Source organism: Pseudomonas sp. REB1044, from assembly GCF_038813925.1.
GTDB lineage: Bacteria > Pseudomonadota > Gammaproteobacteria > Pseudomonadales > Pseudomonadaceae > Aquipseudomonas > Aquipseudomonas boreofloridensis.
On the sequence record NZ_CP046139.1, the window covers coordinates 3,974,462 to 3,996,577 of the forward strand.

At 64.4% G+C, this 22,116-nt stretch carries 19 protein-coding genes and 3 pseudogenes; 13 read left to right on the top strand and 9 right to left on the bottom strand.

Annotated features, from left to right (window positions below; genetic code table 11):
• Window positions 1-88 precede the first annotated feature (88 nt).
• The 3 genes from GKC70_RS18130 to nhaA all read left to right on the top strand — a co-directional run bounded on the left by GKC70_RS18130 (window position 89) and on the right by nhaA (window position 3,898).
• The gene (locus GKC70_RS18130) at window positions 89-763 is read left to right on the top strand and encodes a hypothetical protein (protein WP_342649486.1); all 675 of its coding nucleotides are present in this window, start codon (window positions 89-91) and stop codon (window positions 761-763) included.
• A 102-nt stretch (window positions 764-865) separates the two neighbouring features.
• On the top strand, window positions 866-2,479 hold the full coding sequence (locus GKC70_RS18135; protein WP_342649487.1) for an NAD(P)/FAD-dependent oxidoreductase: 1,614 nt from the start codon (window positions 866-868) through the stop codon (window positions 2,477-2,479).
• 228 nt (window positions 2,480-2,707) lie between these two features.
• Window positions 2,708-3,898, top strand: coding sequence for a Na+/H+ antiporter NhaA (gene nhaA, locus GKC70_RS18140; protein ID WP_342649488.1), 1,191 nt, complete (start codon window positions 2,708-2,710; stop codon window positions 3,896-3,898).
• Window positions 3,899-3,957: 59 nt separating this feature from the next.
• Here nhaA and GKC70_RS18145 read toward each other — a convergent pair whose 3' ends face one another.
• On the bottom strand, window positions 3,958-4,422 hold the full coding sequence (locus GKC70_RS18145; RefSeq protein ID WP_029613212.1) for a glycine zipper 2TM domain-containing protein: 465 nt from the start codon (window positions 4,420-4,422) through the stop codon (window positions 3,958-3,960).
• A gap of 143 nt (window positions 4,423-4,565) precedes the next feature.
• Here GKC70_RS18145 and GKC70_RS18150 point away from each other — a divergent pair, with 143 nt between their 5' ends.
• Window positions 4,566-4,808, top strand: coding sequence for a hypothetical protein (locus GKC70_RS18150; protein ID WP_342649489.1), 243 nt, complete (start codon window positions 4,566-4,568; stop codon window positions 4,806-4,808).
• Between the two features lie 28 nt (window positions 4,809-4,836).
• On the opposite strand, the pseudogene pdxH reads toward GKC70_RS18150, so the two are convergent.
• From pdxH to GKC70_RS18165, 3 genes and pseudogenes are all read right to left on the bottom strand, one after another.
• Window positions 4,837-5,483 (bottom strand): annotated as a pseudogene (gene pdxH, locus GKC70_RS18155) (pyridoxamine 5'-phosphate oxidase).
• A gap of 19 nt (window positions 5,484-5,502) precedes the next feature.
• Entirely contained in the window at window positions 5,503-6,498 is a 996-nt protein-coding gene (locus tag GKC70_RS18160) for an OmpA family protein (RefSeq protein ID WP_342649490.1), read from the bottom strand.
• Between the two features lie 98 nt (window positions 6,499-6,596).
• A pseudogene (locus tag GKC70_RS18165) lies at window positions 6,597-7,681 on the bottom strand (serine hydrolase domain-containing protein).
• Between GKC70_RS18165 and GKC70_RS18170 the strand changes: the two are divergent.
• Window positions 7,568-7,813 (top strand): hypothetical protein, encoded by a 246-nt coding sequence (locus tag GKC70_RS18170; RefSeq protein WP_342651582.1) that lies wholly within the window; start codon window positions 7,568-7,570, stop codon window positions 7,811-7,813. The pseudogene GKC70_RS18165 and the gene GKC70_RS18170 sit on opposite strands and share 114 nt — an antisense overlap.
• 47 nt (window positions 7,814-7,860) lie before the next feature.
• Here the strand turns inward: GKC70_RS18170 and GKC70_RS18175 are convergent, their stop codons facing one another.
• The gene (locus tag GKC70_RS18175) at window positions 7,861-10,098 is read right to left on the bottom strand and encodes a beta-galactosidase (protein ID WP_342649491.1); all 2,238 of its coding nucleotides are present in this window, start codon (window positions 10,096-10,098) and stop codon (window positions 7,861-7,863) included.
• A gap of 81 nt (window positions 10,099-10,179) precedes the next feature.
• The gene (gene dinG / locus GKC70_RS18180) at window positions 10,180-12,324 is read right to left on the bottom strand and encodes an ATP-dependent DNA helicase DinG (protein WP_116887709.1); all 2,145 of its coding nucleotides are present in this window, start codon (window positions 12,322-12,324) and stop codon (window positions 10,180-10,182) included.
• A 98-nt stretch (window positions 12,325-12,422) separates the two neighbouring features.
• Between dinG and GKC70_RS18185 the strand changes: the two genes are divergently transcribed.
• Window positions 12,423-12,887, top strand: a complete 465-nt coding sequence (locus tag GKC70_RS18185) for a CopD family protein (RefSeq protein ID WP_342649492.1) — start codon at window positions 12,423-12,425, stop codon at window positions 12,885-12,887.
• 40 nt (window positions 12,888-12,927) lie between these two features.
• Here GKC70_RS18185 and GKC70_RS18190 read toward each other — a convergent pair whose 3' ends face one another.
• The 3 genes from GKC70_RS18190 to GKC70_RS18200 form a co-directional block, all read right to left on the bottom strand.
• Window positions 12,928-13,689: a collagen-like protein gene (locus GKC70_RS18190; RefSeq protein WP_342649493.1), complete on the bottom strand. Its 762-nt coding sequence runs from the start codon at window positions 13,687-13,689 to the stop codon at window positions 12,928-12,930.
• Window positions 13,682-13,957, bottom strand: coding sequence for a DUF1145 domain-containing protein (locus GKC70_RS18195; RefSeq protein ID WP_342649494.1), 276 nt, complete (start codon window positions 13,955-13,957; stop codon window positions 13,682-13,684). Before GKC70_RS18195 ends, GKC70_RS18190 begins: the two co-directional genes overlap by 8 nt.
• A 153-nt stretch (window positions 13,958-14,110) precedes the next feature.
• Window positions 14,111-14,815, bottom strand: a complete 705-nt coding sequence (locus GKC70_RS18200) for an OmpA family protein (protein ID WP_342649495.1) — start codon at window positions 14,813-14,815, stop codon at window positions 14,111-14,113.
• Window positions 14,816-14,975: 160 nt separating this feature from the next.
• Here GKC70_RS18200 and GKC70_RS18205 point away from each other — a divergent pair, with 160 nt between their 5' ends.
• The 7 genes and pseudogenes from GKC70_RS18205 (at window position 14,976) to GKC70_RS18235 (ending at window position 22,026) form a co-directional block, all read left to right on the top strand.
• Window positions 14,976-15,470, top strand: coding sequence for a DUF6231 family protein (locus GKC70_RS18205; protein WP_342649496.1), 495 nt, complete (start codon window positions 14,976-14,978; stop codon window positions 15,468-15,470).
• 4 nt (window positions 15,471-15,474) lie between these two features.
• Complete coding sequence (locus GKC70_RS18210) at window positions 15,475-15,951, top strand: YchJ family protein (protein WP_342649497.1); 477 nt, start codon at window positions 15,475-15,477, stop codon at window positions 15,949-15,951.
• Window positions 15,924-16,430: an LEA type 2 family protein gene (locus GKC70_RS18215; RefSeq protein WP_342649498.1), complete on the top strand. Its 507-nt coding sequence runs from the start codon at window positions 15,924-15,926 to the stop codon at window positions 16,428-16,430. Before GKC70_RS18210 ends, GKC70_RS18215 begins: the two co-directional genes overlap by 28 nt.
• Window positions 16,431-16,436: 6 nt before the next feature.
• Entirely contained in the window at window positions 16,437-16,634 is a 198-nt protein-coding gene (locus GKC70_RS18220; RefSeq protein WP_029613223.1) for an SEC-C metal-binding domain-containing protein, read from the top strand.
• Between the two features lie 171 nt (window positions 16,635-16,805).
• A pseudogene (locus GKC70_RS18225) lies at window positions 16,806-19,240 on the top strand (penicillin acylase family protein).
• A gap of 108 nt (window positions 19,241-19,348) precedes the next feature.
• Window positions 19,349-20,365 carry a ligase-associated DNA damage response exonuclease gene (locus GKC70_RS18230; protein WP_342649499.1) on the top strand — a complete coding sequence of 339 codons (1,017 nt, stop codon included), beginning with the start codon at window positions 19,349-19,351 and terminating at the stop codon, window positions 20,363-20,365.
• Window positions 20,362-22,026 (top strand): ATP-dependent DNA ligase, encoded by a 1,665-nt coding sequence (locus tag GKC70_RS18235; RefSeq protein WP_295481355.1) that lies wholly within the window; start codon window positions 20,362-20,364, stop codon window positions 22,024-22,026. The genes GKC70_RS18230 and GKC70_RS18235 overlap by 4 nt, the downstream gene beginning before the upstream one ends.
• The last annotated feature ends 90 nt before the right edge of the window (window positions 22,027-22,116 follow it).

Below are 22,116 nucleotides of genomic sequence, written 5' to 3' on the forward strand. Positions count from 1 at the left end.
CTTCGTCGCTCCTGTCCCCCTCTTGTGGACCGGACCTACGCTGGGTAACGTGAGCTCCCTCGACCCACGCGACCCCGGAGTCCACCCGATGCGCTTCACCTCTTCTCTTCTGCTCGCTGCCATGCTGCCGCTGTTCGCCGGCTGCCAGATGTTCGCCGAGCAACCGAGCGATCCCAACGTCGGCAGCACACGCTTGCAGGGCGAATTGAGCGCGGCCGACGGTCAACTGCTGTTCAAACCCTGCAGCGAAGCGCGCCACTTCGTGGTCAAGGACGCGGCCGGCACCGGCATTCTTCAGGAGGCGGCCAACCTGGCAGGCGGGCCAAAAGCCACCTTGTTCGCCGATGTTCGCGGGCGTCTGGCCGGCAGTCGCGCTGCCAACAGCGATGGGCAGTTGGAGGTGACTCGGCTGTACCGCGTAGAAGCGTCGGCCAACGCCTGCGAAGACCCGAACTTCAAGCAATTGACGCTACGCGCCGGCGGGCATGAGCCCGACTGGGACATCAAGGCCAGCGGCAAAGGTATGGTGATCAACCGCGCAGGCAAGGATCCGCTGCCATTGCCGTTCCTCGAAGAGCAGATGCCTGGCGGTGGCTTGAGCCTGTCCAGCGAAGCCAACGGTCAGCGTGTCGAACTGTGGGTGGCGCCGCAACGCTGCGTCGAGCGCGGTACGGGCGACATGCGTCACCTGCGCGCCGAACTGCGCATCGACGGCCAGAGCCTGCAAGGCTGCGCCTACTACGGTGGTGCGCGGGACAAGTGATCGCCGGACACTTTTATCCTGCCAGTCGAGGCGGCTAACAGCTTATACTTGGCGGTTTGTTTAAAGCCGCCGGCCGCCCATGGCCGCGATACTGGACGTGCCATGCTACGAATCACCGAACTGAAGCTGCCCTTGGACCATCCCGACGAGGCCCTGCGCGAGGCCATCGTCCAGCGCCTGGGCATCCGTGACGATCAACTGCTGAGCTTCAACCTGTTCAAGCGCAGCTACGATGCGCGCAAGAAGAACAGCGAGCTGCTGTTCATCTATACCATCGACCTGGAAACCAACAACGAAGACGAAGTGCTGCGCCGCTTCGTCGACGATCGCAATGTCGGTGTGGCGCCGGATGTCACCTACAAATTCGTCGGCCATGCACCTGCCGAACTGGCCGAGCGTCCGCTGGTAGTCGGCTTCGGCCCCTGCGGTATCTTCGCTGGCCTGCTGCTGGCGCAGATGGGCTTCAGGCCGATCGTGCTGGAACGCGGCAAGGAGGTGCGCCAACGCACCAAGGACACCTGGGGCCTGTGGCGCAAAAGCGTGCTCAACCCCGAGTCCAACGTGCAGTTCGGCGAAGGCGGCGCCGGTACGTTCTCCGATGGCAAGCTGTACAGCCAGATCAAGGATCCCCAGCATCACGGCCGCAAGGTGCTCAACGAATTCGTCAAGGCCGGCGCGCCGGAGGAAATCCTCTACATCAACAAGCCGCACATCGGTACGTTCCGTCTGACCAGCATGGTCGAAAAGATGCGAGAGGAAATCATTGCCCTGGGCGGTGAGATCCGTTTCCAGGAAAAAGTCACTGACCTGTTGACCGAGGGCGAGCAACTCACGGGGGTCGTGCTGGAAAGCGGCGAGCAACTGCAATCGCGACATGTGGTGCTGGCGTTGGGGCATAGCGCCCGCGACACCTTCCGCATGCTGCACGCCAGGGGCGTGTTCATGGAAGCCAAGCCGTTCTCGGTGGGCTTTCGCATCGAGCATCCACAATCGCTGATCGACAAAGCGCGCTTGGGCAAGTATGCCGGACACCCGAAACTGGGCGCGGCGGATTACAAACTGGTCTACCACGCCAGCAACGGCCGGTCGGTGTACAGCTTCTGCATGTGCCCGGGAGGCACGGTAGTGGCCGCCACCAGCGAGCCAGGCCGGGTGGTCACCAATGGCATGAGCCAGTATTCGCGCAACGAGCGTAACGCCAACTCGGGCATCGTCGTGGGCATCGATCCGGAGCGGGACTACCCAGGCGGTCCACTGGCCGGTATCGAGTTGCAGGAGCGTCTGGAGGCACACGCCTACGTGCTGGGCGGCAGCAACTACCAGGCGCCTGCGCAACTGGTGGGCGACTTCGTCGCCGGGCGTGCGTCCACTGCCTTGGGTAGCGTCGAGCCTTCCTACAAACCGGGCGTCACCCTCGGCGATCTGGCGCCTAGCCTACCCGCGTTCGCTATCGAAGCGATCCGCGAGGCACTGCCAGCGTTCGACCGCCAGATCAAAGGCTACAACCTGCACGACGCGGTGCTGACCGGTATCGAAACGCGCACATCCTCGCCACTGCGCATTACCCGCGGGCAGGACTACCAGAGCCTGAACCTCAAAGGGCTGTTCCCTGCCGGTGAGGGCGCAGGCTATGCCGGCGGTATTCTTTCGGCCGGCGTGGACGGCATTCGCATTGCCGAAGCGGTGGCCAGAAGCATGCTGGGTATCGACGCCTGATCGCGCTGTCCTGGGGGCAACGTCGCCCCCGGGGCTGTACCCATTTTTCGGAATTTTCGACGCCACGCAGAGACTTTTCGCTCAGCACTCAGCCTTTAAGACCTCTAGCCTTCCCCTACCCAAACGGCAACACGTTATAACAAAAAAGAATATAGTTTTTATTCTAAAGCATAACGCTGCACGCTAGGGTATATCCCCTGTTCGCCCAAGTCGTGGAGCCGCCCATCCGTGCGCAGTCTTATCAATCGCTTCCTTCAGCTGGAATCCGCCAGCGGCCTGCTGCTGATCACTGCAGCGGTCATTGCCCTGATCATCAACAACTCTTCCCTTTCGCACTGGTACGTCAGTTTCCTCGACGTACCGGTGGCCGTGCAGATCAGCGACCTGCATATCGCCAAGCCCCTGCTGCTGTGGATCAACGATGGCCTCATGGCACTGTTCTTCCTGCTGATCGGCCTTGAGGTCAAGCGAGAAGTCTTCCAGGGTCAGCTGTCCAAGCCATCGCAAATCATTCTTCCAGCGACCGCAGCCGTCGGCGGTATGCTGGTGCCCGCCTTGATCTACTGGTTCATCAACCGCGACAACCCGGCCACATTGGCGGGTTGGGCAATCCCCACGGCGACCGATATCGCCTTCGCCCTCGGCGTGCTGGCACTGCTCGGCAAGCGCGTACCAGTGTCGCTGAAACTGTTCCTGATGACGCTGGCAATCATCGATGACCTGGGCGCGATCATCATCATCGCCCTGTTCTATTCGGGTGCCCTTTCGAGTCTGGCGCTGAGCCTGGCAGGCGCGTGTCTGCTAGTACTGCTGGGGATGAATCGGCTGGGGGTCAAACGCTTGGCACCCTACCTGATCGTCGGCCTGGTGCTGTGGGTCTGCGTGCTGAAAAGCGGCATCCATGCCACGCTTGCAGGCGTCATGTTGGCGATGTTCATCCCGCTGCGGGGCCACGACGACAAAACCGCCTCGCCGCTGATCACGTTGGAGCATGCGCTGCACCCTTGGGTGGCCTATGCGATCCTTCCCTTGTTCGCCTTCGCCAACGCCGGGGTTTCGCTGGTCGGTGTCACGGCTCAGAGCTTCATCCACTCCGTGCCGCTGGGCGTAGCCATCGGCCTGGTGCTGGGCAAAACGGTCGGTGTGTTCGGCCTGACTTGGGTCGCCATAAAGCTGCGCCTGGCTTCGCTGCCAGCAGGCGCCAATTGGGGCCAGGTTTTCGGTGTAGCCATCTTGTGCGGGATCGGATTCACAATGAGCCTGTTCGTCGGATCCCTGGCCTTCCCTTCAGGGGTGAGCGAATATGCGGGCGAGGATCGAATGGGCATTCTGACCGGCTCGTTCTTCGCGGCGTTGATCGGCTACGCCGTCACGGCGGCAGCCAGTCGCCAGCGCGATCCTGCAATGGCCACGCCCTGATCGCCAAGCGCAAAAAAACCCGACCGGCCGTGCCGAGTCGGGTTTTTTATATTGAGCAATCAGTGGGTAACGCGACTGGTGCCATCGACCGTCATGATGCGCACGCGCTCGCCAACGCGGAAGATCTCGTTCTGCTGCACTTGCTGCACATAGGCTCGCATGCTGCCATCGTCTTCACGCACGGTGATTTCGACACCTTGAGTGCGGGTCAAGCCCTCTTCGGCGGCAGAACCCGCCAGGCCACCGGCCACTGCACCAATCACCGCAGCGACGATGCTGCCACGACCGCCGCCGACTGCGCTGCCTGCAACACCACCGACGATGGCACCTGCGCCACCACCGATCGGCGTCTTGCTGCCTTCGATCTTCACCGGACGCAGGGATTCGATGGTGCCCATGCGCACGGTTTGCACACGGCGGGCCTCGTCACGGGAATAGCTGTCGCCGGTCAGGCTCGACTGGCAACCGCCGAGCAGCAGCGCCATGGTGGTGAAGCTGGCCATCAGCAGAACGGATTTACGCATGGGAAATCTCCATAAGTCAGGTGTCCATTAGACTCCGCGTATTGATGGGTGTCACGACACCCAGGCTATTAAATTGTTTTCATTCAGTTCAGGTACAGGCAATAGCCCATCGCCGCGCTTGAATACTGAGACCAATGATAGCCATGGATTACTTCATCGTCGCGGTGACCACCGCCGCCGGCCTGTACTTTCACGGCTGGCTGTACCTGCGTATGCGGCGCTGGATGGACCGTGACCTGGCGCTATCACTGGCGGGCCAGGACGTCGCAAAAGGTGCCTACATGCTGCAACGATCGGTACAGGCGCGAGATCAGAAGATCGCTCGAGGGCAACTAGCGGACTGGTTGAAGCGTGAGGCCGATGCCTACGCGAAGGAAGCTGCGTGAAAACGAGAACCTGAACGGCCCTCACCGATTAAGGCGCCAGGCGCTCCCGCTGCCACACACCGTCGATCCAGCGATAATTCAGACGATCGTGCAAACGGCTCGAACGGCCTTGCCAGAATTCGATGCGCTCAGGCAGCAAACGATAGCCGCCCCAATGTTCCGGACAGTGCGGCTGAGTGTCGGAGAACCGCGCTTCGGTAGCCTTGACCAGGCCTTCGAGCTCGGCACGGTCAGCGATCACCCGGCTTTGCGGCGACGCCCAGGCACCTAGGCGACTACCCAGAGGACGCACCTGATAGTAATCGTCCGACTCCTTCGCCGAGACCTTTTCCACTCGTCCCTCGATGCGCACCTGACGCTCCAGCGCAGGCCAGAAAAAGGTCATGGCCGCAAAAGGACTGACCAGCAGTTGCTGGCCCTTGGCGCTCTCGTAGTTGGTGAAAAAAGTGAACCCGCGCTCATCGAGCCCTTTGAGCAGCAGCACCCGGCAATGCGGGCGCCCCTGACCATCGACCGTGGCCAGCGTCATGGCGTTGGCCTCCACTGGCGGCTGCTCGGTCTTCACCGCATCGCCGAACCAGTGGTGGAACAAGGCGAAGGGCTCGGCCGGGCCTGGTCTTCGGCCAGGCCATCACGGGTGTAGTCGCGCCGCATATCGGCCAGGGATTGGGTCATTGCTGCGTTTCCTTGACGATCAGTTGGTCTTCGCAGGGCTATTGGCGGCGACTTTCTTGTCCGTGGTGGTGGTCGCCTTTTTCGCGGCGGGTTTTGCAGCCGCCTTCTTAGCTGCAGGCTTGGCGGCAGCCTTGCTCGCGGTCTTCTTCGCAGCAGGCTTGGCGGCGGCCTTGGTCGCAGGTTTGGCGGCTGGCTTGGCCGCAGCGGCCTTGACTGGCGCTTTGGCATCCTGCGTAGCAACCATGGCCGCCGGAGCAGCCATAGGCGCTGGGGCTGCCTGCTGATACTTGGCGAGCAGCGCCAGCATGGTGTTCTGCGGGGTCAGCAGCATCTCGACACGGCGGTTCAGCGCCCGGCCCTCGACACTGTCATTGGCTGCACGCGGCATGACCGCACCCATGCCCTTGAGGTTGAGGCGATCACGCTGCAGGCCGCTCAAACGGAAAATAGCCGATACCGAGGCCGCGCGTTCCAGGCTGAGTTTCTGATTGGCGACGGCAACACCGCTGGTATCGGCGTGGCCGAGCACCAGCACTGCGGTTTTGGGATCGCCTTCGACAACCTTGGCCACACGGGTGATGGGGCCGAGCGTGACGGGAAGCAGCATATTGGGTCGATCTGGGTTGTACGAACCGTCGACCGGCAGGATCACGACCAGTACATCTTCACGACGCTCCACCTCCAGCTTGCTGTCCTTGGCGGCTTCGCGCAGCTTGGGTTCGTACGCATCCAGCCAGGCCTGGGTGGCCTTCTGGTCGATCTTCGGTACGACTGGCGCTTCAGCCTGCTTCTCGCTCGAGCCAAACGGCCACCACCAATGACTGCCGCCCTCGGACTTGGCGTCAGCTTTCGCAACCTTTTCGGTGACCGCCGCTTTCACTTCCTGGTCAGCGACCTTGTCCGAACCGAACGGCCACCAGCTCAGGGCCGCGCTCTTGGAGCCATCCGGGGTTTGGCTGGCGCAGCCGGTCATGGCCAGGCACAGGGCGAGTGCTAAGGTTTTGTGTGAAGACATCGGCGATACACCATGAATTAGAAGAAGATTTTGCCCACCCGTGGTGGCGTTGGCATTGAGGATAGTCAAAGGAATCGGGCATTACCCGCATTACCCGATCAAAGGCAATTGGACAGTACCCGCACCAGTTTCTGCGCCCGCGGATCCATCAGCACGTAAGGCCCGAGGGTGTTGGTGACAAAGCCGAACGCCACGTCGTACTCCGGGTCGGCAAAACCGACCGAACCACCTGCGCCGGGATGACCGAACGCCCGTGCGCCCAGCCCGAACGTGGCGTTGGCGACCTGGGGCTGGTCGAGCATGCAGCCCAGGCCGAAGCAGGTCTGGGTCAGCAGCGTCCGGTCCTGGCCAAGGCTGTGTTCGCGGGTCAACTCATCGAGCAGTTCCGATTCCAGCAGACTGCCATCGAGCAGACCGGCGTAGAAACCAGCCAGGCTGCGCGCAGTGCCGTGGCCATTGGCAGCCGGTTGCTGCATGCGGCGCCACTCGGGCTTGTTGGTGCTGGTGAGAATCGCCGGGGGATTGGTGAAAGCGCGGGTGGACAGCGCCTGCGGCTCACGCATCGTCACCTGCAGCAAGCGCTGGGCAGCGGCGTCTCCGGGGTTGCCCTTGCCGCGAGCGATATGCGCGACACGGTGAAATTCGGCATCGTCCAAGCCCACATGGAAATCCAGGCCCAGAGGACGCGCTGTGCGGGCCACAATCGAGTCGCCCGGGCCGCGACCGTCGGCGCGCCGGATCAGCTCGCCGATCAGCCAGCCGTAGGTGATGGCGGCATAGCCATGCTCAGTGCCCGGTGTCCACCAAGGCGCCTCGGCCGCCAGGGTATCGACCATGAACGACCAGTCGTAGAGCGCCTCGGCCGGCAGCAGATGACGGATGGCTGGCAGGCCGGCACGGTGACTGAGCAGATGGCGCAGCGTGATGCCTTCCTTGCCAGCCTGGGCAAACTCGGGCCAGTAACGGGCCACAGGGCATCCAGTGCCAGCTTGCCCTCGCCGACCAACTGCAGCGCGGTTACTGCGGTGAAGGTCTTGGTACAGGAAAACAGGTTAGCAAGGGTGTCACTGTGCCAAGCCTGCTGCCCATCCTTGTCGGCTGTGCCCGCCCACAGGTCGATGACGGTCTCGCCGCCCACCTGAATGCACAGCGCCGCACCACGCTCCTGGGAATCCTCGAACAAGGCGGCAAAGGCGTCGCGCACTGCCTCGAACTTCAGCTCAAAGTGACCCTGAATGTGCACCCGCCCGCTCTCCGTACCACTTGCCAGTCAAAGGCGGGCATTGTTTCAGTAGTTGGCGGTTTTGCCTACTGAATGTGGCCGGAAGGTTGTCGGAAAAAGCCCAAGTTCCCCAACGATGCTCAGGGCGTCTTGGACTCCAGCATTCGACGCACCTCCTCGAGGGTTTCCCGATTGCTCTTGCGCACCGCTTCGACGAAGCCCGGATAGGCGACATCGGTGATGGCCACCAGCCCGAGATGGCCGTTCTCACCATCGAGCAGCCGGCCACTGGCGGGCTGATCCAGGTACTGGAACCAATGCGCCCCGACGATCATTGGCTGGGCCAGCGCGGCCTTGAGGAAATTGCCGTAGGCCGGACCTCGATCCTCTTCCCGCTCCACTTCCAGCGGCCCAGGCCAGAACGGACCACGGTCGCGCGAGCCGAACTGGAATTCCGAGACCAGTACCGGCTTGTCCAACTCGGCCAGACGCGCGAAGTCGTAGCCGTCCTGGGGCTTGAGGGTATAGAAGTTGAAACTGATGACATCGCAGAACTCGGCGCATGCCTGGACCGCTTCCGGTGTGCTGATCGCATAGCGCCCACCCAGCAGCAGGTGATTGGGTGCATGCCACTTCAGGGCATCGGAGATGGTCTTGAAGTAGGTCTGGGCGAACACCTGCTGGAAGTACTGATAGTCACGCTCGATCTCCGGATGCTCGGCATTGGGCAACGGCGCCTCGAAGCCTGGGTCTTCCATCAGTTCCCAGGCCTTGAGCTCGATGCCCCAGGCTTTCGACAGACCCTCCTGGTTGCGGTACTTGTCGCGCAACTGCTTGAGGAACGCGCGCTTGGCGGGCACATCGGTGGTCAGCCGAAGCGTACCGAAGGCCAGGCCATAACGCGCCTTGGGATCGTCGCCAGGCGCTGCCCAGGCCAGCTCGTTGTCGGCGAAATAGCCGATCAGCCAAGGATCGTCGCGGTGGTCGCGGGTCGCGATGGCCACCGCCCGCTCGGTAGCCATGGCAAAGCGCGGGTCGAACGGATCGGGCATGCGGCCCCACCAGTCCATGCCCGTACTAATGCTGGCGTAATCACCGACAATCGACAGTGGCAGGGTGTAAGGCACCCTCTGCGCCTCACCCAACGCTGGATCGCTCCAATTACCCAAGGTATTGAAACCCCAGGCCAGCAACCGGTCGAGGCTATGGGTTTGCCAGCGCGTCGCATCGAGGGTCGCAGCCGCACAGTCGGCAGGCCCTTGGCTCTCGGCGACCGGCGTGCAGGGCTTGGCGTAGGTGCGCTGCAGGTTGGCCGCGTAGAAGTCGAACCAGCGGCCTTGCTTGAAGCCGCGCCCCTGGGAAGACGCGTTGCCATCGTCATTGTTGCCTTCACCATAGAATGCCGAGAGTGCCTCGCCCTGCGCCGGCAGGCCCTTGAACATCGTTTCCCGTCCAGCGACGTAGGTGCGCCCACCGTCCGCAGCCACGGCATTGACGCCCAGGGAATAGAACGCATGGCCTTGCGGCGTGACCAGATACCAGCGCCCATCGCGCTTTTCGGTTCTGAAGAAGCCCTGGGCCTCGAAGGCCGGACCGGCGATCACGCCGCCATAAAGGTCGAGCGACTGTTGCTCGCGCTCGCCCAGCCAACGTTTGAGTTGCTGCTGTTCGCGGACATCGGCTGCCTTGAGTTGCTCGTCGCTGGCGATCTTTTCTGGCCAGCGACTGCGAGTGGACTGACCATAGGCATCGATCAACTCGCTGTAGACCGCACGCACCACGCGGTCGTCGCTCTCCAGGCCGAGCTTTTCCACCAGCAGGTTCTGCGCGACCTTGGGCTGGGGAATGCTCAAGCTGACCGACGCCACCTGTTTGAGGTCCAGCTCGCCGCTGCTACTGGTCAACAGCAGACGTTGGCCGTCGTAACTCCAGGGCATCGGCGGGCCGGCGCGCATGCCCTGGCTGAGCGGCGAACTGGCCTTGAGCGGCACCATCACCGTTTGCGCCGGGCCTGCCGGCAGATCGATACGGCTGACCAGGCTGCGGCCGTCACCGCCCGTGACCGTCACATCCACGGTCAGCGCCCAGTCCTGGGCACTCTGCAGGCGCAGCGTCAGGAACTGCCCAGCCGACCAGTCCCACACGCCAGTCTGAGGACTCAGGCGCAGGGTAGGATGCGCCACCGGGTTGAACACCACGCGTCGAAGCACCTCGCCCTCGGCCGTCTGTTCCGCATTGTATTGCGGCATGCCGGTATCTTCAGTGGTGACCGTCACCATCGAGGTCGGACGCACGAAGCTGAACAGCGTCTGCTGCCCAGCCAGCACGCCAGTGCTGCACAACAGGGTAAGGACAACGGGCAGGGTGCGGCGGATCATGTGGACGGGGCTCTCCTTCAAGGCCCTCATGGGCCCGTATCGAGTCATGGACAACAGGCCGGAGCATCGTGCTCCAGCCGTTTACTGAATCTCCCGCCGGAAGGGCGGCAGTGCATTGAGGATAGCCTTGCCGTAGCGCTGGGTGACCAGACGCCGGTCGAGCAAGGTGATGACGCCGCGGTCCTGCTCGGTACGCAGCAGGCGACCGCACGCCTGGATCAGACGCAGCGAGGCATCGGGCACGGCAATTTCCATGAACGGATTGCCGCCACGGGCCTCGATCCATTCGGCGAGCGCAGCTTCAACCGGGTCGTCGGGCACCGCAAATGGGATCTTGGCGATGACCACGTGCTCGCAGTAGGCACCTGGCAGGTCGACCCCTTCGGCAAAGCTGGCGAGGCCGAACAGGACACTGTGCTGGCCGTCGTCGACCCGCGCCTTGTGCTTGTTCAGGGTTTCCTGCTTGGACAGGTTGCCCTGGATCAGCACCAGCTTGCGCCAGTCGCGGTCCAGGCCGTCGAACACATCCTGCATCTGCTTGCGCGACGAGAACAGCACCAGCGCACCGCGCGCGTCTTCGACGATCGCTGGCAGTTCGCGGATGATGGCTGCGGTATGCCCGGCGGCATCGCGCGGGTCGGCGCCCAGGTCCGGTACGCGCAGCAGACCGGCATCGCCGTGCACGAAGGGACTGGGCACCACGCAGGTGACGGCATCGCGGGGCAGCCCCGAGCGCATGCGGAACCGGTCGAACTTGCCGAGCGCCGTCAACGTCGCCGAGGTGACCAAGGCACCGTAGGCGACATGCCAGAGATTGCGCCGCAGCATCTCGGCGGCAAGGATCGGGCTGGCATTGACTTCGATGTCGAACAGCGCGCCGCTTTCGGCGAGGGTCAACCAGCGCGCCATGGGCGGACTGTCCTGCGGATCTTCGGCAGTGAACGCCGTCCACAGCTCCCAATTACCCTGGGCGCGAGTCACCAGGCTGCCGAACAGCGGGTACCACTCTTCGGCCTGATGACTGGCGATGCCGATGTTGACCTCACCATCCATGCCTTCCTTGAGCAGGTCGGCCAAGCGGGTGAACAGGTCATTGAGCCGGGCGAAGCCTTTCTTGAGCTCGATGCCCACCTCGCGGATCTGCTCGGGCACCACACCCCCCTCGAAGCGATAGCGCGGGCGGTCACGGCCCTCCATGTCTTCGCCCACGCGGAAGTCGGCTACCTGTTCGCACAGGGTGAACATGAACTGCTGCTGGGTGCGGATTTCCCGCGCCAACTCCGGCACCTGCTCGATCAGCCGGCCAAGGTCGCCTGGCAGCGGGTGCTGGGCCAGCAGCTTGGCCAGGTTCTTGGCGGTCTGCTCCAGCCAGTCGGCGGTGGAGCGCAGACGCGAATAGTGGGCGAAATGGCCGATAGCCTTGTCCGGCAGGTGGTGGCCTTCGTCGAACACGTACATCGTGTCGCGTGGGTCGGGCAGCACTGCACCGCCACCGAGCGCTAGGTCGGCAAGCACCATGTCATGGTTGGTGACGATGACGTCGACCTTACCCATGCCTTCGCGAGCTTTATAGAAGACACACTGCTGAAAATTCGGGCAATGCCGGCCAGTGCACTGGCTGTGGTCGGTGGTCAGGCGCGCCCAGTCCTGGTCCTCGAGGGTTTCGGGCCAACTGTCGCGGTCGCCATCCCAGCGGTTGCCGGCAAGCTTCTCGATCATGCTGTTGAACAGCTTCTGGCTGCGCTCATCCACCTCGATGTGGAAACCTTCCTCTTCGAACAACTGAGCGGTGGCCGACTGCGCGTGGCCTTCCTGCAGCAGCACGTCGAGTTTGGACAGGCACAGGTAGCGGCCCCGCCCTTTGGCCAGCGCGAAGCTGAAATTCAGGCCGCTGTTGCGCATCAGGTCGGGAAGATCCTTGAAGACGATCTGCTCCTGCAAGGCGACGGTGGCGGTGGCAATCACCAGACGCTTGCCCGCAGCCTTGGCAGCGGGGATCGCGGCGAGGCTGTAGGCGACCGTCTTGCCGGTACCGGTGCCGGCCTCGACCGCCACCACGGCGGGTTCACCAGATCGACGACCTTCCTCGTCACAAGCGATATCGCCGAGCACCTTGGCCACTTCGGCGATCATCAGGCGCTGGCCGTAGCGAGGCTTGAGGCTCTTGGCTTCGAGAAAACGCGAGTAGGCGCCCTGGATGGTGGCTTTTAGTTCATTGCTGATCATGGTCTAGGCGCGCCCGACGGGCTGGATATATTTTCAGTGTTTTGCATGGGGCGGCTATCATACCCCGTCATTGCCCTCGATGCCCCATGGAGATCCGGATGCTTGCCTTTGCCCTGCCCTACACACTGCACGTTCTGGCCGCGTTGGTCTGGGTCGGCGGCATGCTCTTCGCCTGGCTGATACTGCGCCCGGCGGCAGTCGTAGCGCTGGAGGGGCCAGCGCGCCTGCGGCTGTGGCTGGAAGTTTTCCGACGTTTCTTCGGATGGGTCTGGCTGGCCGTGGCGGTGCTGGCGATCAGTGGTATCGGCATGTTGCACCTGCGCTTCGGCGGCTTCGATGCCGCGCCACGCCACGTTCAGGTGATGATCGGCGGCGGCATCGCGATGTTCGCGCTGTTCATGCGCGTGCAGGCGCTGCTGCTCCCGGAGTTGCGCACCGCCGTGCAGGCCGAGGACTGGGCCTCGGGCGCTGCGGTGCTGGGCAGGATCCGACGGATGGTCGGCATCAATCTGTTGCTGGGCGTCGCCGTGGTGGCCGTCGCCAGTTCGCGCCTGCCCCTCTGACAGATCGAGCAGGGCTGCAGTGCAGCCCCAAAGCACCGAACTAACGGATCGTCTGCAGAATCAACTCCCCCGCCGCCCCGGCCAGCCCGGGCTGGCCTGGCAAGCCCGCTCGCCCCGCGCTGCCCGCTGCGGTGCGATACACCAGACAGCCTTTGCTGGCTCCGCCCTGCCCCGCTTTGCCCGCCGCGCCAGGTTGACCCGGAGCGCCGCCTTCGACGCGGACCTGAATGCGCTCCGCCGGGAAGTCACCGGGGACGGCCAGACGCACCCGTCCGCCCGCAGCGCCATCGTGGCCATCACCGCCATTGTCACCATTCGCGCCGCGGCTGGCAGTGCCCCAGGTGCAGCCCCCGGCGCTGCCAGTACCGCCGTCGAGACCGGCAAAGCCAGGCGCTCCGGCCCCACCCCTGGCATCGATCATCAGTTGCTCGGCCTCCAGCGTCTGCAAGCGCAGGTCCAGGTCGCGCCCCGGGCGTGCAGGGCGCTGATAGGTTCCGGCGGCGCCAGGCGCGCTGATCTCGCTACCAGGACCGAGCACTGCGGTACCGGCCTCGATGCTCAGCGCGCTCGGCGCCGGCGCGATGGCGATACGTGCGTCGCGGCCCATGACCAAGTGGTCGATCTTCAGCGCGGTCAGCGTGGCCGGCAGCAGCAGCGTCGCCGAGTCGGCCACCTCGACACGCTCCAGGTGCACGCTGGACGACTTGCTCGGCAACCGCAGCATGGAATGGGCACCCACCTCAAGGCTCTCGGCCTGCGCCAGCGGAGCGGCCAACGCGGCCAACAACATCAACTTACGCATGGCGCGGAGCCTCCAGCGGACGGGGAATGGACATGACGTGAAAGATGCCGGTCAACAGGATTTGCAGGCGATCGAACCAGCGGTGACTGCGCCCGCGAAGACTGGCATTGAACATCAGCACCTCAAGCAGGTGCAGGGCCAGCAAAAACGCACCGGCTGCATTGATCAACAGATTCAATGGCAATGGCTGCGGCTGGGTCAGATTGACCAGCACCACCCACCAGAACACCACCGTCAGGGCCTTGCCCAGACCCAAGATGAATTTCATACCTCGCCCCCGACTGTCTTGTTGTTGGCTTGCGGCCCGTTCGAGCGGACGCTGCGGCCAACAGTAACGCCGTGCCGGGCCGTGCGCCAGGGGCCGGCGACACGGCTTCGCAGCACAAGCCCACGCCCCGACCGGCGACGTGGACGCGGCCCATCAACGCTGGATCTTGATCTCGGTGCGACGGTTCAGGGCGCGGCCCTCGGCCGTGGCGTTGTCGGCCACTGGCTGACGCTCGCCCGCGCCGACCACCGACACGAAGCGGTCACGCGGTATACCGCTGCCGATCAGGTAGTCGGTCACCGAATGGGCACGACGCTCGGAAAGTTTCTGATTGTAGCCATCGGCGCCGACACTGTCGGTGTACCCGGTGACGCTCAGGCGGGCGCTGGGCGCCTCTTGCTTCAAGCGGGTGGCCACGCTGTTCAGGCGCTCTTTGTCGGCGGCGGTCAGCCGCGCCGAGTCGAACTCGAAGTGCACGTCGCGGATGACGATGACCTCTTCCTTCTCGACCACCACCACCTCCTCGACCACCCGCTCCTCGACTACCGGCTGCAGTGGGCAACCGTTGGCGTCGACCTGGACCCCACGCGGCGTACCGGGGCACTTGTCGCGGCTGTCCGGCACGCCATCGCCGTCTTCGTCACCGTCGCCATGGGACCAGCAGTAACCGGCTGCCAGGCCACCGCCGAGCAAAGCGCCCCAGCCGGCCCAGCTCGAACTTTCGATGGCGCCCAGGGCCGCGCCCCCTACACCACCGACCGCTGCGCATTTCGGCCAGTCGGTTTTCTGCAGGCCTGCACACCCGGTCAACACACCGGTGATCAGAACCAGGGGTATCGCAGTGCGTACTATGCTCATTTTTGTCGTCTCTCCTGAGGGAATCGGTGCACGACCGATGCTCAGGGAGTAAAGACCGCCCGTGGCCGCTCTGCCAGCAATGGGCCATGACTGCACCACAACCCGCTTTGCCCGCAAAGCCAGGCCCGCTAGTCTAGAGCGACCTGAACGAGGATTGGCAATGACCGACGGTTTTTCCCAGCGCACTCCGCAACAGGCCCTGGCGGCCCTGCTCGAGCGCTTCGCACCCGCCCGCCTGCTGCTGGTGGGCTCGCGTTTCCCGGCCCTGGACGCCTTTGCCGCCGCACACCCGGCGACCCAGGTGCAGGTAACCGCGCCGGGGCCGCTGCCCGCCGACTTGGCCGCGCAGCGTTTCGACCTGGCCGTGCTGGTGGACTGCCTGGAGCACCTGCCCAAACGCAGCGGTCTGGAACTGTTGGGCGGCATCCGCAATCTCAACGCCAGCAAGGTGGCCGTGTTGGCCGACCTGGCCGCCTGCGGCTGGCACGACACCGACTTCTTCGCCCTGGCGATGTCGGCGAGTGAAAAGTTTCGCCGCCAGGAGCAGGTGCTGAGCCTGTTCACCTATGATCTGCATGACTACAAGCAGGTGCCGGACTGGCTCAATGCCAAGTTCTGGGCCAATCCGCAAAACTTCGGCAAGTACTGGTGGTGACTTCATGAGCGTTACGGTCTGTCCCTGCGGCAGCGGCAATCTTCTCGACGCCTGCTGCGGGCGCCTTCATGCCGGCACGCCGGCAGCCGATGCCCAGGCCTTGATGCGCTCGCGCTACAGCGCCTATGTACTGGGCCTGGTGGACTACCTGGTGGCAACCACGCTGCCCGCCCAGCAAGCCGATCTGGACCGCGCCGCCATGGCCACCTGGAGCGCCCAGAGCACCTGGCTGGGCCTTGACGTCGAAAGCAGCGAAGTGCTCGGCGGACAGCCTGAGCATGCATTCGTCACCTTCACCGCGCGCTGGCACGATCAACAAGGCGACCATCAGCACCGCGAACGCTCGGCCTTCGTGCAGCATGGCGGACACTGGTATTTCATCGACCCCACCGTGGCAATGCGCGCCGGGCGCAACGGTCCCTGCCCCTGCGCCAGCGGGCAGAAGTTCAAGAAATGCTGCGCCAGCTACGTCGGCCACTGACCATGAACTTCATCGGGCGGCTCTGCCTGCTAACTGTCACCTCACTCTGGCTGGGCGGTTGCGCGGGCTGGGACGCCAGCGAGCGGGCCCGGCCCGAGGTTCATTTGCTGCGCGTGGAAACGGTCAAGGCGCGCCTGCACCAGCAGCACTTCGTCTTGCATGTGCGCATCGACAACCCGACCGACAGTCGTCTGTTCATCCGCACCCTTGCCTATACGGTACGCCTGGGCGACCTGCTGCTGGTGCAGGACGAGGCCAGCCTGTGGCGCAGCGTCGGCGCCCATTCGCGGCGGACCTTCAAGATCGATGTGCGCACCAACCTCTGGCAGCACCTCAAACCGCTGGCCAAGCTGCTCAGAAGTGGCAACCCCCTGAACTACAGCTTGCAGGCCGAGCTCGCCACCGGGCTGATCGTGCACAGGGACCTGCACTTGTCGCGCAGTGGTGAGATAATCCGCGGCGATCTCAAACCGGAGTAGCCCGCAATGACCCAACAACCCCATGTCCATGGCCCCGACTGCGACCACGGTCACGACCACCACCACGACCACGGCCATGTGCACGGCCCCCACTGCAACCACGGCCATCAGGAGCCGGTGCGCAATGCGCTGAAAGACGTCGGCCGCAACGACCCTTGCCCCTGCGGCAGCGAAAAGAAATTCAAGAAGTGCCACGGCGCTTGAATTAGCCGCGAGCGGCAAGTTGGAGTGCGGGCATGCCGAGGCGCCGCCCCTCGAAGTCGCTCGCGATGCGTGGGCTCACGCGCCTTTACTTGCAACTTGCCGCTTGCAACTTACCGCTTGAAACTTACCCGCTTGAAACTAGCCGACTTCCCCTCTTCAGGAGCCTTTGCAATGGCTGCCCCCGTGTTTCCTCCTTTGCGTTTCCGGTTCGGCTCTGGCGCCGTGCTGCTCGGCCTGCTCGGGCTTGCCGGCTGTCAGGTGGGCGGCCATCAGGACAGTGTGCCGCCGAGCACCGGCGTGCAGCCGCTCAAAGGGCTGGCGCAGAACGTCTCGGTAAGGCGTAACGCCATGGGCGCGCCGCTGATCGAGAGCAGCAGCTTTCACGATGCACTGTTCAGTCTGGGCTATGTGCATGCTGGCGACCGCATCGAACAGATGATCGCCATGCGCTTGCTGGCCCAGGGGCGCCTGTCCGAAATCGCCGGGGCCGAGGCGCTCGATATCGACCGCCTGATGCGCGCGGCCAATCTCAAGCAAAGCGCCGCCCAGCAATATGCCGATGCCTCACCGCGGCTCAAGCGCTTCTTCGAAGTCTACGCCCGAGGCGTCAACGCCTACCTGTTCCGCTACCGCGACAAACTGCCCAGCGACCTCGCCGGCAGCGGCTATCGCCCTGAGTACTGGAAAGCCGAGGACTCGGCGCTGATTTTCAGTCTGTATGCCTTCAGCCAGTCGGTGAACCTGCAGGAAGAGCTGTCCGCGCTCACCCTGGCGCAGAAAGTCGGCAGTGACAAGCTGGCCTGGCTGCTGCCCAGCGCCCCTGACGAGGCGTTGGCCAATGGCGAGGCCGACAAGCTCAAGGGCATCGATCTGACGCGCATCTCTGGCCTGGGCGACGTCACTGCGGCCAGCCAGAAGCTCACCGAGCTGGGCCTGCTGGGCAGCGCCGGCTCGTCCAACCTCGCGCTGGGTCCGCTGCGCAGCCGCAACGGCAAGAGCCTGCTGGCCAGCGACAGCCGCGCCACCTGGGCCTTGAGCCCGGTGCAGATCCACACCAGCAAGTATCAGGTCGCCGGTCTGTCGCTGCCCGGTTTGCCCATCGTACTGGCCGGCTACAACGGCAAGTTGGCGTGGAGCGCCAGCGCGGTCATGGCCGATAACCAGGACCTGTTCCTCGAACAACTGCGCCGCCAGGGCAACCAGCTCACTTACTTGGCCGACGGTAAGTGGCAGGCTGCGCGTGGGCGCAACGAGACCTTCTTCGTGCGCGGTCAGCGCCCCGTGCGCGAAGTGCTGTACGACACCCGCCACGGCACCCTGCTCGGCCAGCCCGGCAACGGCTACGGCCTTGCCCTGCACTTGCCGCAGCTCAAGGACGACCGCAGCCTGGACGCGCTGTTCGACCTGACCCGCGCCAGCACGCTGGAACGCGCCTTCGACAGCACCCGCGAAGTCGGCGCCGCGGCCTTGAACTTCGTTTTCGCCGAACCCGAGCATATCGGTTGGCAGGTCAGCGGGCGCTACCCGAACCGTCGTGAAGGCCAGGGCCTGCTGCCCTCCCCTGGCTGGGACGGGCGTTATGACTGGGACGGTTTCGCCGACGCCATGCTTCACCCCTACGACCAGGATCCGCCCAGTGGCTGGATCGGCCACGCCAACCAGCGCAGCCTGCCCAAAGGCTACGGCATGCAGTTGTCGAGTACCTGGTACTACCCGAACGCGCCGAGCGTCTGGGCCAACTGGCGGGCAACGGTCGCCACGACAGCCGCAGCCTGATGGCCCTGCAGAACGACCAGGTGACCCTGCTCGCCGACAAGCTCAAGCGCATGTTCGAGGCGCCCGGCATGGCCCAGCCGCTCAAGCAGGCCATCGACGCATTGCCTGCCATAGAGCGCGACAAGGCCCGCGAAACCCTGACTAGGCTGAAAGCCTTCGACGGTCGCCTCAGTCCGGTCTCGGCCGACGCCGCGCTCTATGAACTGTTCCTGCAGACTGTCGTGCGTCAGACCTTCCTCGACGAACTCGGCCCTGAGTCCAGTGCCGCCTGGCAAGCTTTCGTGAGCAATGCCGAGCTGTCTTATTCGGCCCAGGCCGATCACCTGCTCGGCCGTGAAGACAGTCCGTTCTGGGACGACCGCAGCACGCAGCAGAAGGAAGACAAACCGACCATTCTCGCCCGTAGCCTCGCGGCGGCCATGGACGAAGGCATCGCCAAATTCGGCGCCGACCGCAAGGCCTGGCAATGGGGCAAGCTGCACCAATACCACTGGCCTGCGCCGAACGTACATAGCCTGGGCGACGCCCTGAACCAGGCACCGATGGCAGCCGGTGGCGACTTCAGCACCCTGGCCCTGACGCCCTACGCCTGGGGCCGTGACTTCGATACCAGGCTGCCGGCCTCGGCGCGGATGATCGTCGACTTCGGCCAGGCCGAACCGCTGCAAGTGCTGACCAGCAGCGGTCAGTCCGGCAACGCTGCCAGCGCCCACTACGCCGACGGCCTGGACGCCTGGTTCAAGGGCCGTTTCACGACCCTGCCGCTGCAGCCGCAGAACTTCGCCCGCGCCTACGGCAGCCAGCGCCTGACCCTCACCCCGGGCAAGTAGCCCTATTGCCGAGCGGCCCGCCAGGGTCGCTCGGCGTGCTTCGATCCAGCCGAACTTCCACGCCGACGTCGCGCTCCTAAGCAATAACCCCAGCCAGCGCGAATGCCCATGGATCTCGTGATCGCCCGTCCCGAAGGCCTGTATTGCCCACCCGGAGATTTCTACATCGATCCATGGCGGCCAGTGGAGCGCGCGGTGATCACCCACGGCCACGGCGACCATGCCCGCACCGGCAACGGACACTACCTGTGCGCAGCCCCCGGCGCCGGTATTCTGCGCAGCCGGCTGGGCCAGGACATCGACCTGCAGACCCTGCCGTACGGCGAGCGTCTGGTGCACCACGGCGTGACCTTGAGCTTCCATCCTGCCGGGCATGTCCTCGGCTCGGCGCAGGTACGGCTGGAGTACGAGGGCGAGGTGTGGGTGGCGTCGGGCGACTACAAGGTCGAGCCCGACGGCACCTGCGCGCCGTTCGAGCCGGTGCGTTGTCACACCTTCATCACCGAATCCACCTTCGGTCTGCCGATCTATCGCTGGCCCTCCCAGGCCGAGGTGTTCGCCGACATCAACGCCTGGTGGCGCAGCAACCGCGACCAGGGCAAGGCCAGCGTGCTGTTCTGCTATGCCTTCGGCAAGGCCCAGCGCATCCTCCATGGGCTGGACGCCAGCCTCGGGCCGATTCTGGTGCATGGCGCCGTGGAGCCACTGAACCGGGTCTACCGCGAAGCCGGTATCGCGCTGCCGGAAACCCGCTATGCCGGTGATATCCCGCGCAATGATCCGCTGATGCGCCAGGCCTTGGTGCTGGCACCGCCATCGGCTGGCGGCAGCAGTTGGATACGCCGTTTCGGCGACTACAGCGACGCCTTCGCCAGCGGCTGGATGTTATTGCGAGGAACCCGTCGGCGGCGTGGCGTGGACCGCGGCTTCGTGCTCTCCGACCATGCCGACTGGCCCGGCCTGCTATGGGCCATCGGCCAAACCGGTGCCGAGCGGGTGATGGTCACCCACGGCTCGGTCGGCGTGCTGGTGCGCTACCTGTGCGAACAGGGCCTGGACGCCCGCGCCTTCGTCACCGAATACGGCGATGAGGATGACGCCCCCGCTGCGGAGCCTGCACCATGAAGGATTTCGCCGAGCTGTACCTGCGCCTGGACGCAACCACTTCGAGCAATGCCAAGCTACAGGCCCTGCGCGACTACTTCGCCGAAGCGCCGGCCGCCGACGCGGCCTGGGCCGTCTATTTCCTGGCCGGCGGTCGCCCACGGCAACTGGTACCCACCCGCTTGCTCCGCGAGTTGGCCACGGCCATGGCGGGCTTGCCGGACTGGTTGTTCGAGGAGAGCTACCAGTCGGTCGGCGACCTGGCCGAAACCATTTCCCTGCTACTGCCACAGCACGATCACGACAGCGATGAAGGACTGGCGCAGTGGGTCGAGCAGCACCTGCTGCCCCTGCGTGGGCAACCCGCCGAGGTGATTGGCGAACGGTTACCGCAACTGTGGCTGCGTCTGGACCGTCCCAGCCTCATGCTGTGCCTGAAGTTGATCACCGGCAGTTTCCGAGTCGGGGTGTCGAAACTGCTGGTCACTCGCGCACTGGCCCAATTGTGCGACCTGGACCCCAAGCGTGTGGCGCAACGGTTGGTCGGCTACACCGACCTCAGCCATCGACCGACGCCCGACAGCTACCTGAAACTGATTGCCCCGGAATCGGACGACGAACACGCCCAACGCGGCGGACAGCCCTACCCATTCTTCCTGGCCCATGCCCTACAAGCGCCGGTGGAAGACTTCGCCACGTTGATCGGCCCGGTCGAAGACTGGCAAGTGGAATGGAAGTGGGACGGTATCCGTGCCCAGGTGGTCAAGCGCGAGGGCCAATTGTGGATCTGGTCGCGCGGCGAAGAATTGGTCACGGAGCGTTTTCCCGAACTGCACAGCCTGGCCGAAACCCTGCCGGACGGCGTGGTACTCGATGGCGAAATCCTGGTGTGGAAACCTGGCACCACGCAAGACGCACCCGCGGTGCAGCCTTTTGCCTTGTTGCAGCAGCGCCTGGGTCGCAAGATCCTCGGCAAGAAGCTGCTCGCCGATGCTCCGGTGGTGTTGCAGGCCTACGACCTGCTCGAGTACGAGGGAGAAGACTGGCGCAGCCGTGCGCAACACGAGCGGCGCAGCGGGCTGGAACGTCTGCTGAACGAACACCCGCTGGCGCCGGTACTGCTGTCCCCTCTGCTGCAGGCAGACGACTGGGCGGGCCTGGCCGAACAGCGCGAGCAGTCGCGCAGCCTTGGCGTCGAAGGATTGATGCTCAAGCGGCGCGATGCACTGTATGGCGTCGGTCGCACCAAGGATCTGGGCGTGTGGTGGAAGTGGAAGATCGACCCCTTCAGCGTCGATGCGGTGCTGATCTACGCCCAGCGCGGCCATGGCCGCCGCGCCAGCCTTTACAGCGACTACACCTTCGCCGTCTGGGATGCCCCGGCCGGTGCTGCGCAACGCACGCTTGTGCCCTTCGCCAAGGCCTATTCGGGGCTCAGCGACGAAGAAATGCGCAAGGTCGATGCGATCATCCGCAAGACCACCGTGGAGACTTTCGGCCCGGTGCGCAGCGTCAAGCCGACCCTGGTGTTCGAGCTCGGTTTCGAGGGTATCGCCCTGTCCAAACGTCACAAGAGCGGGATCGCCGTGCGCTTTCCACGGATGCTGCGCTGGCGCCTGGACAAGCCCGTGGAAGAGGCCGACGACTTGGCCACCTTGCAGAGTCTGCTCGGTCCGACCTGACGCGTTTGCCGGTGTCCGGTGCTCACGTGCATAGGCACGCAGGCTCAGTTTGTGCTTCTATTTCCAGTCGCCACGATCAACGCCCGCGCA

Coding starts and splice junctions, on each gene's coding strand:
- GKC70_RS18190 (WP_342649493.1), bottom strand. CDS start 13,689: ATGCGTAAGTTGATGTTGTTGGCCGCGTTGGCCGCTCCGCTGGCGCAG.
- GKC70_RS18160 (WP_342649490.1), bottom strand. CDS start 6,498: ATGTCTTCACACAAAACCTTAGCACTCGCCCTGTGCCTGGCCATGACC.
- GKC70_RS18195 (WP_342649494.1), bottom strand. CDS start 13,957: ATGAAATTCATCTTGGGTCTGGGCAAGGCCCTGACGGTGGTGTTCTGG.
- GKC70_RS18135 (WP_342649487.1), top strand. CDS start 866: ATGCTACGAATCACCGAACTGAAGCTGCCCTTGGACCATCCCGACGAG.
- GKC70_RS18175 (WP_342649491.1), bottom strand. CDS start 10,098: ATGATCCGCCGCACCCTGCCCGTTGTCCTTACCCTGTTGTGCAGCACT.
- GKC70_RS18220 (WP_029613223.1), top strand. CDS start 16,437: ATGACCCAACAACCCCATGTCCATGGCCCCGACTGCGACCACGGTCAC.
- GKC70_RS18145 (WP_029613212.1), bottom strand. CDS start 4,422: ATGCGTAAATCCGTTCTGCTGATGGCCAGCTTCACCACCATGGCGCTG.
- GKC70_RS18205 (WP_342649496.1), top strand. CDS start 14,976: ATGACCGACGGTTTTTCCCAGCGCACTCCGCAACAGGCCCTGGCGGCC.
- dinG (WP_116887709.1), bottom strand. CDS start 12,324: ATGATCAGCAATGAACTAAAAGCCACCATCCAGGGCGCCTACTCGCGT.
- GKC70_RS18210 (WP_342649497.1), top strand. CDS start 15,475: ATGAGCGTTACGGTCTGTCCCTGCGGCAGCGGCAATCTTCTCGACGCC.
- GKC70_RS18230 (WP_342649499.1), top strand. CDS start 19,349: ATGGATCTCGTGATCGCCCGTCCCGAAGGCCTGTATTGCCCACCCGGA.
- GKC70_RS18200 (WP_342649495.1), bottom strand. CDS start 14,815: ATGAGCATAGTACGCACTGCGATACCCCTGGTTCTGATCACCGGTGTG.
- GKC70_RS18185 (WP_342649492.1), top strand. CDS start 12,423: ATGCTTGCCTTTGCCCTGCCCTACACACTGCACGTTCTGGCCGCGTTG.
- GKC70_RS18150 (WP_342649489.1), top strand. CDS start 4,566: ATGGATTACTTCATCGTCGCGGTGACCACCGCCGCCGGCCTGTACTTT.
- GKC70_RS18235 (WP_295481355.1), top strand. CDS start 20,362: ATGAAGGATTTCGCCGAGCTGTACCTGCGCCTGGACGCAACCACTTCG.
- GKC70_RS18215 (WP_342649498.1), top strand. CDS start 15,924: ATGCTGCGCCAGCTACGTCGGCCACTGACCATGAACTTCATCGGGCGG.
- GKC70_RS18130 (WP_342649486.1), top strand. CDS start 89: ATGCGCTTCACCTCTTCTCTTCTGCTCGCTGCCATGCTGCCGCTGTTC.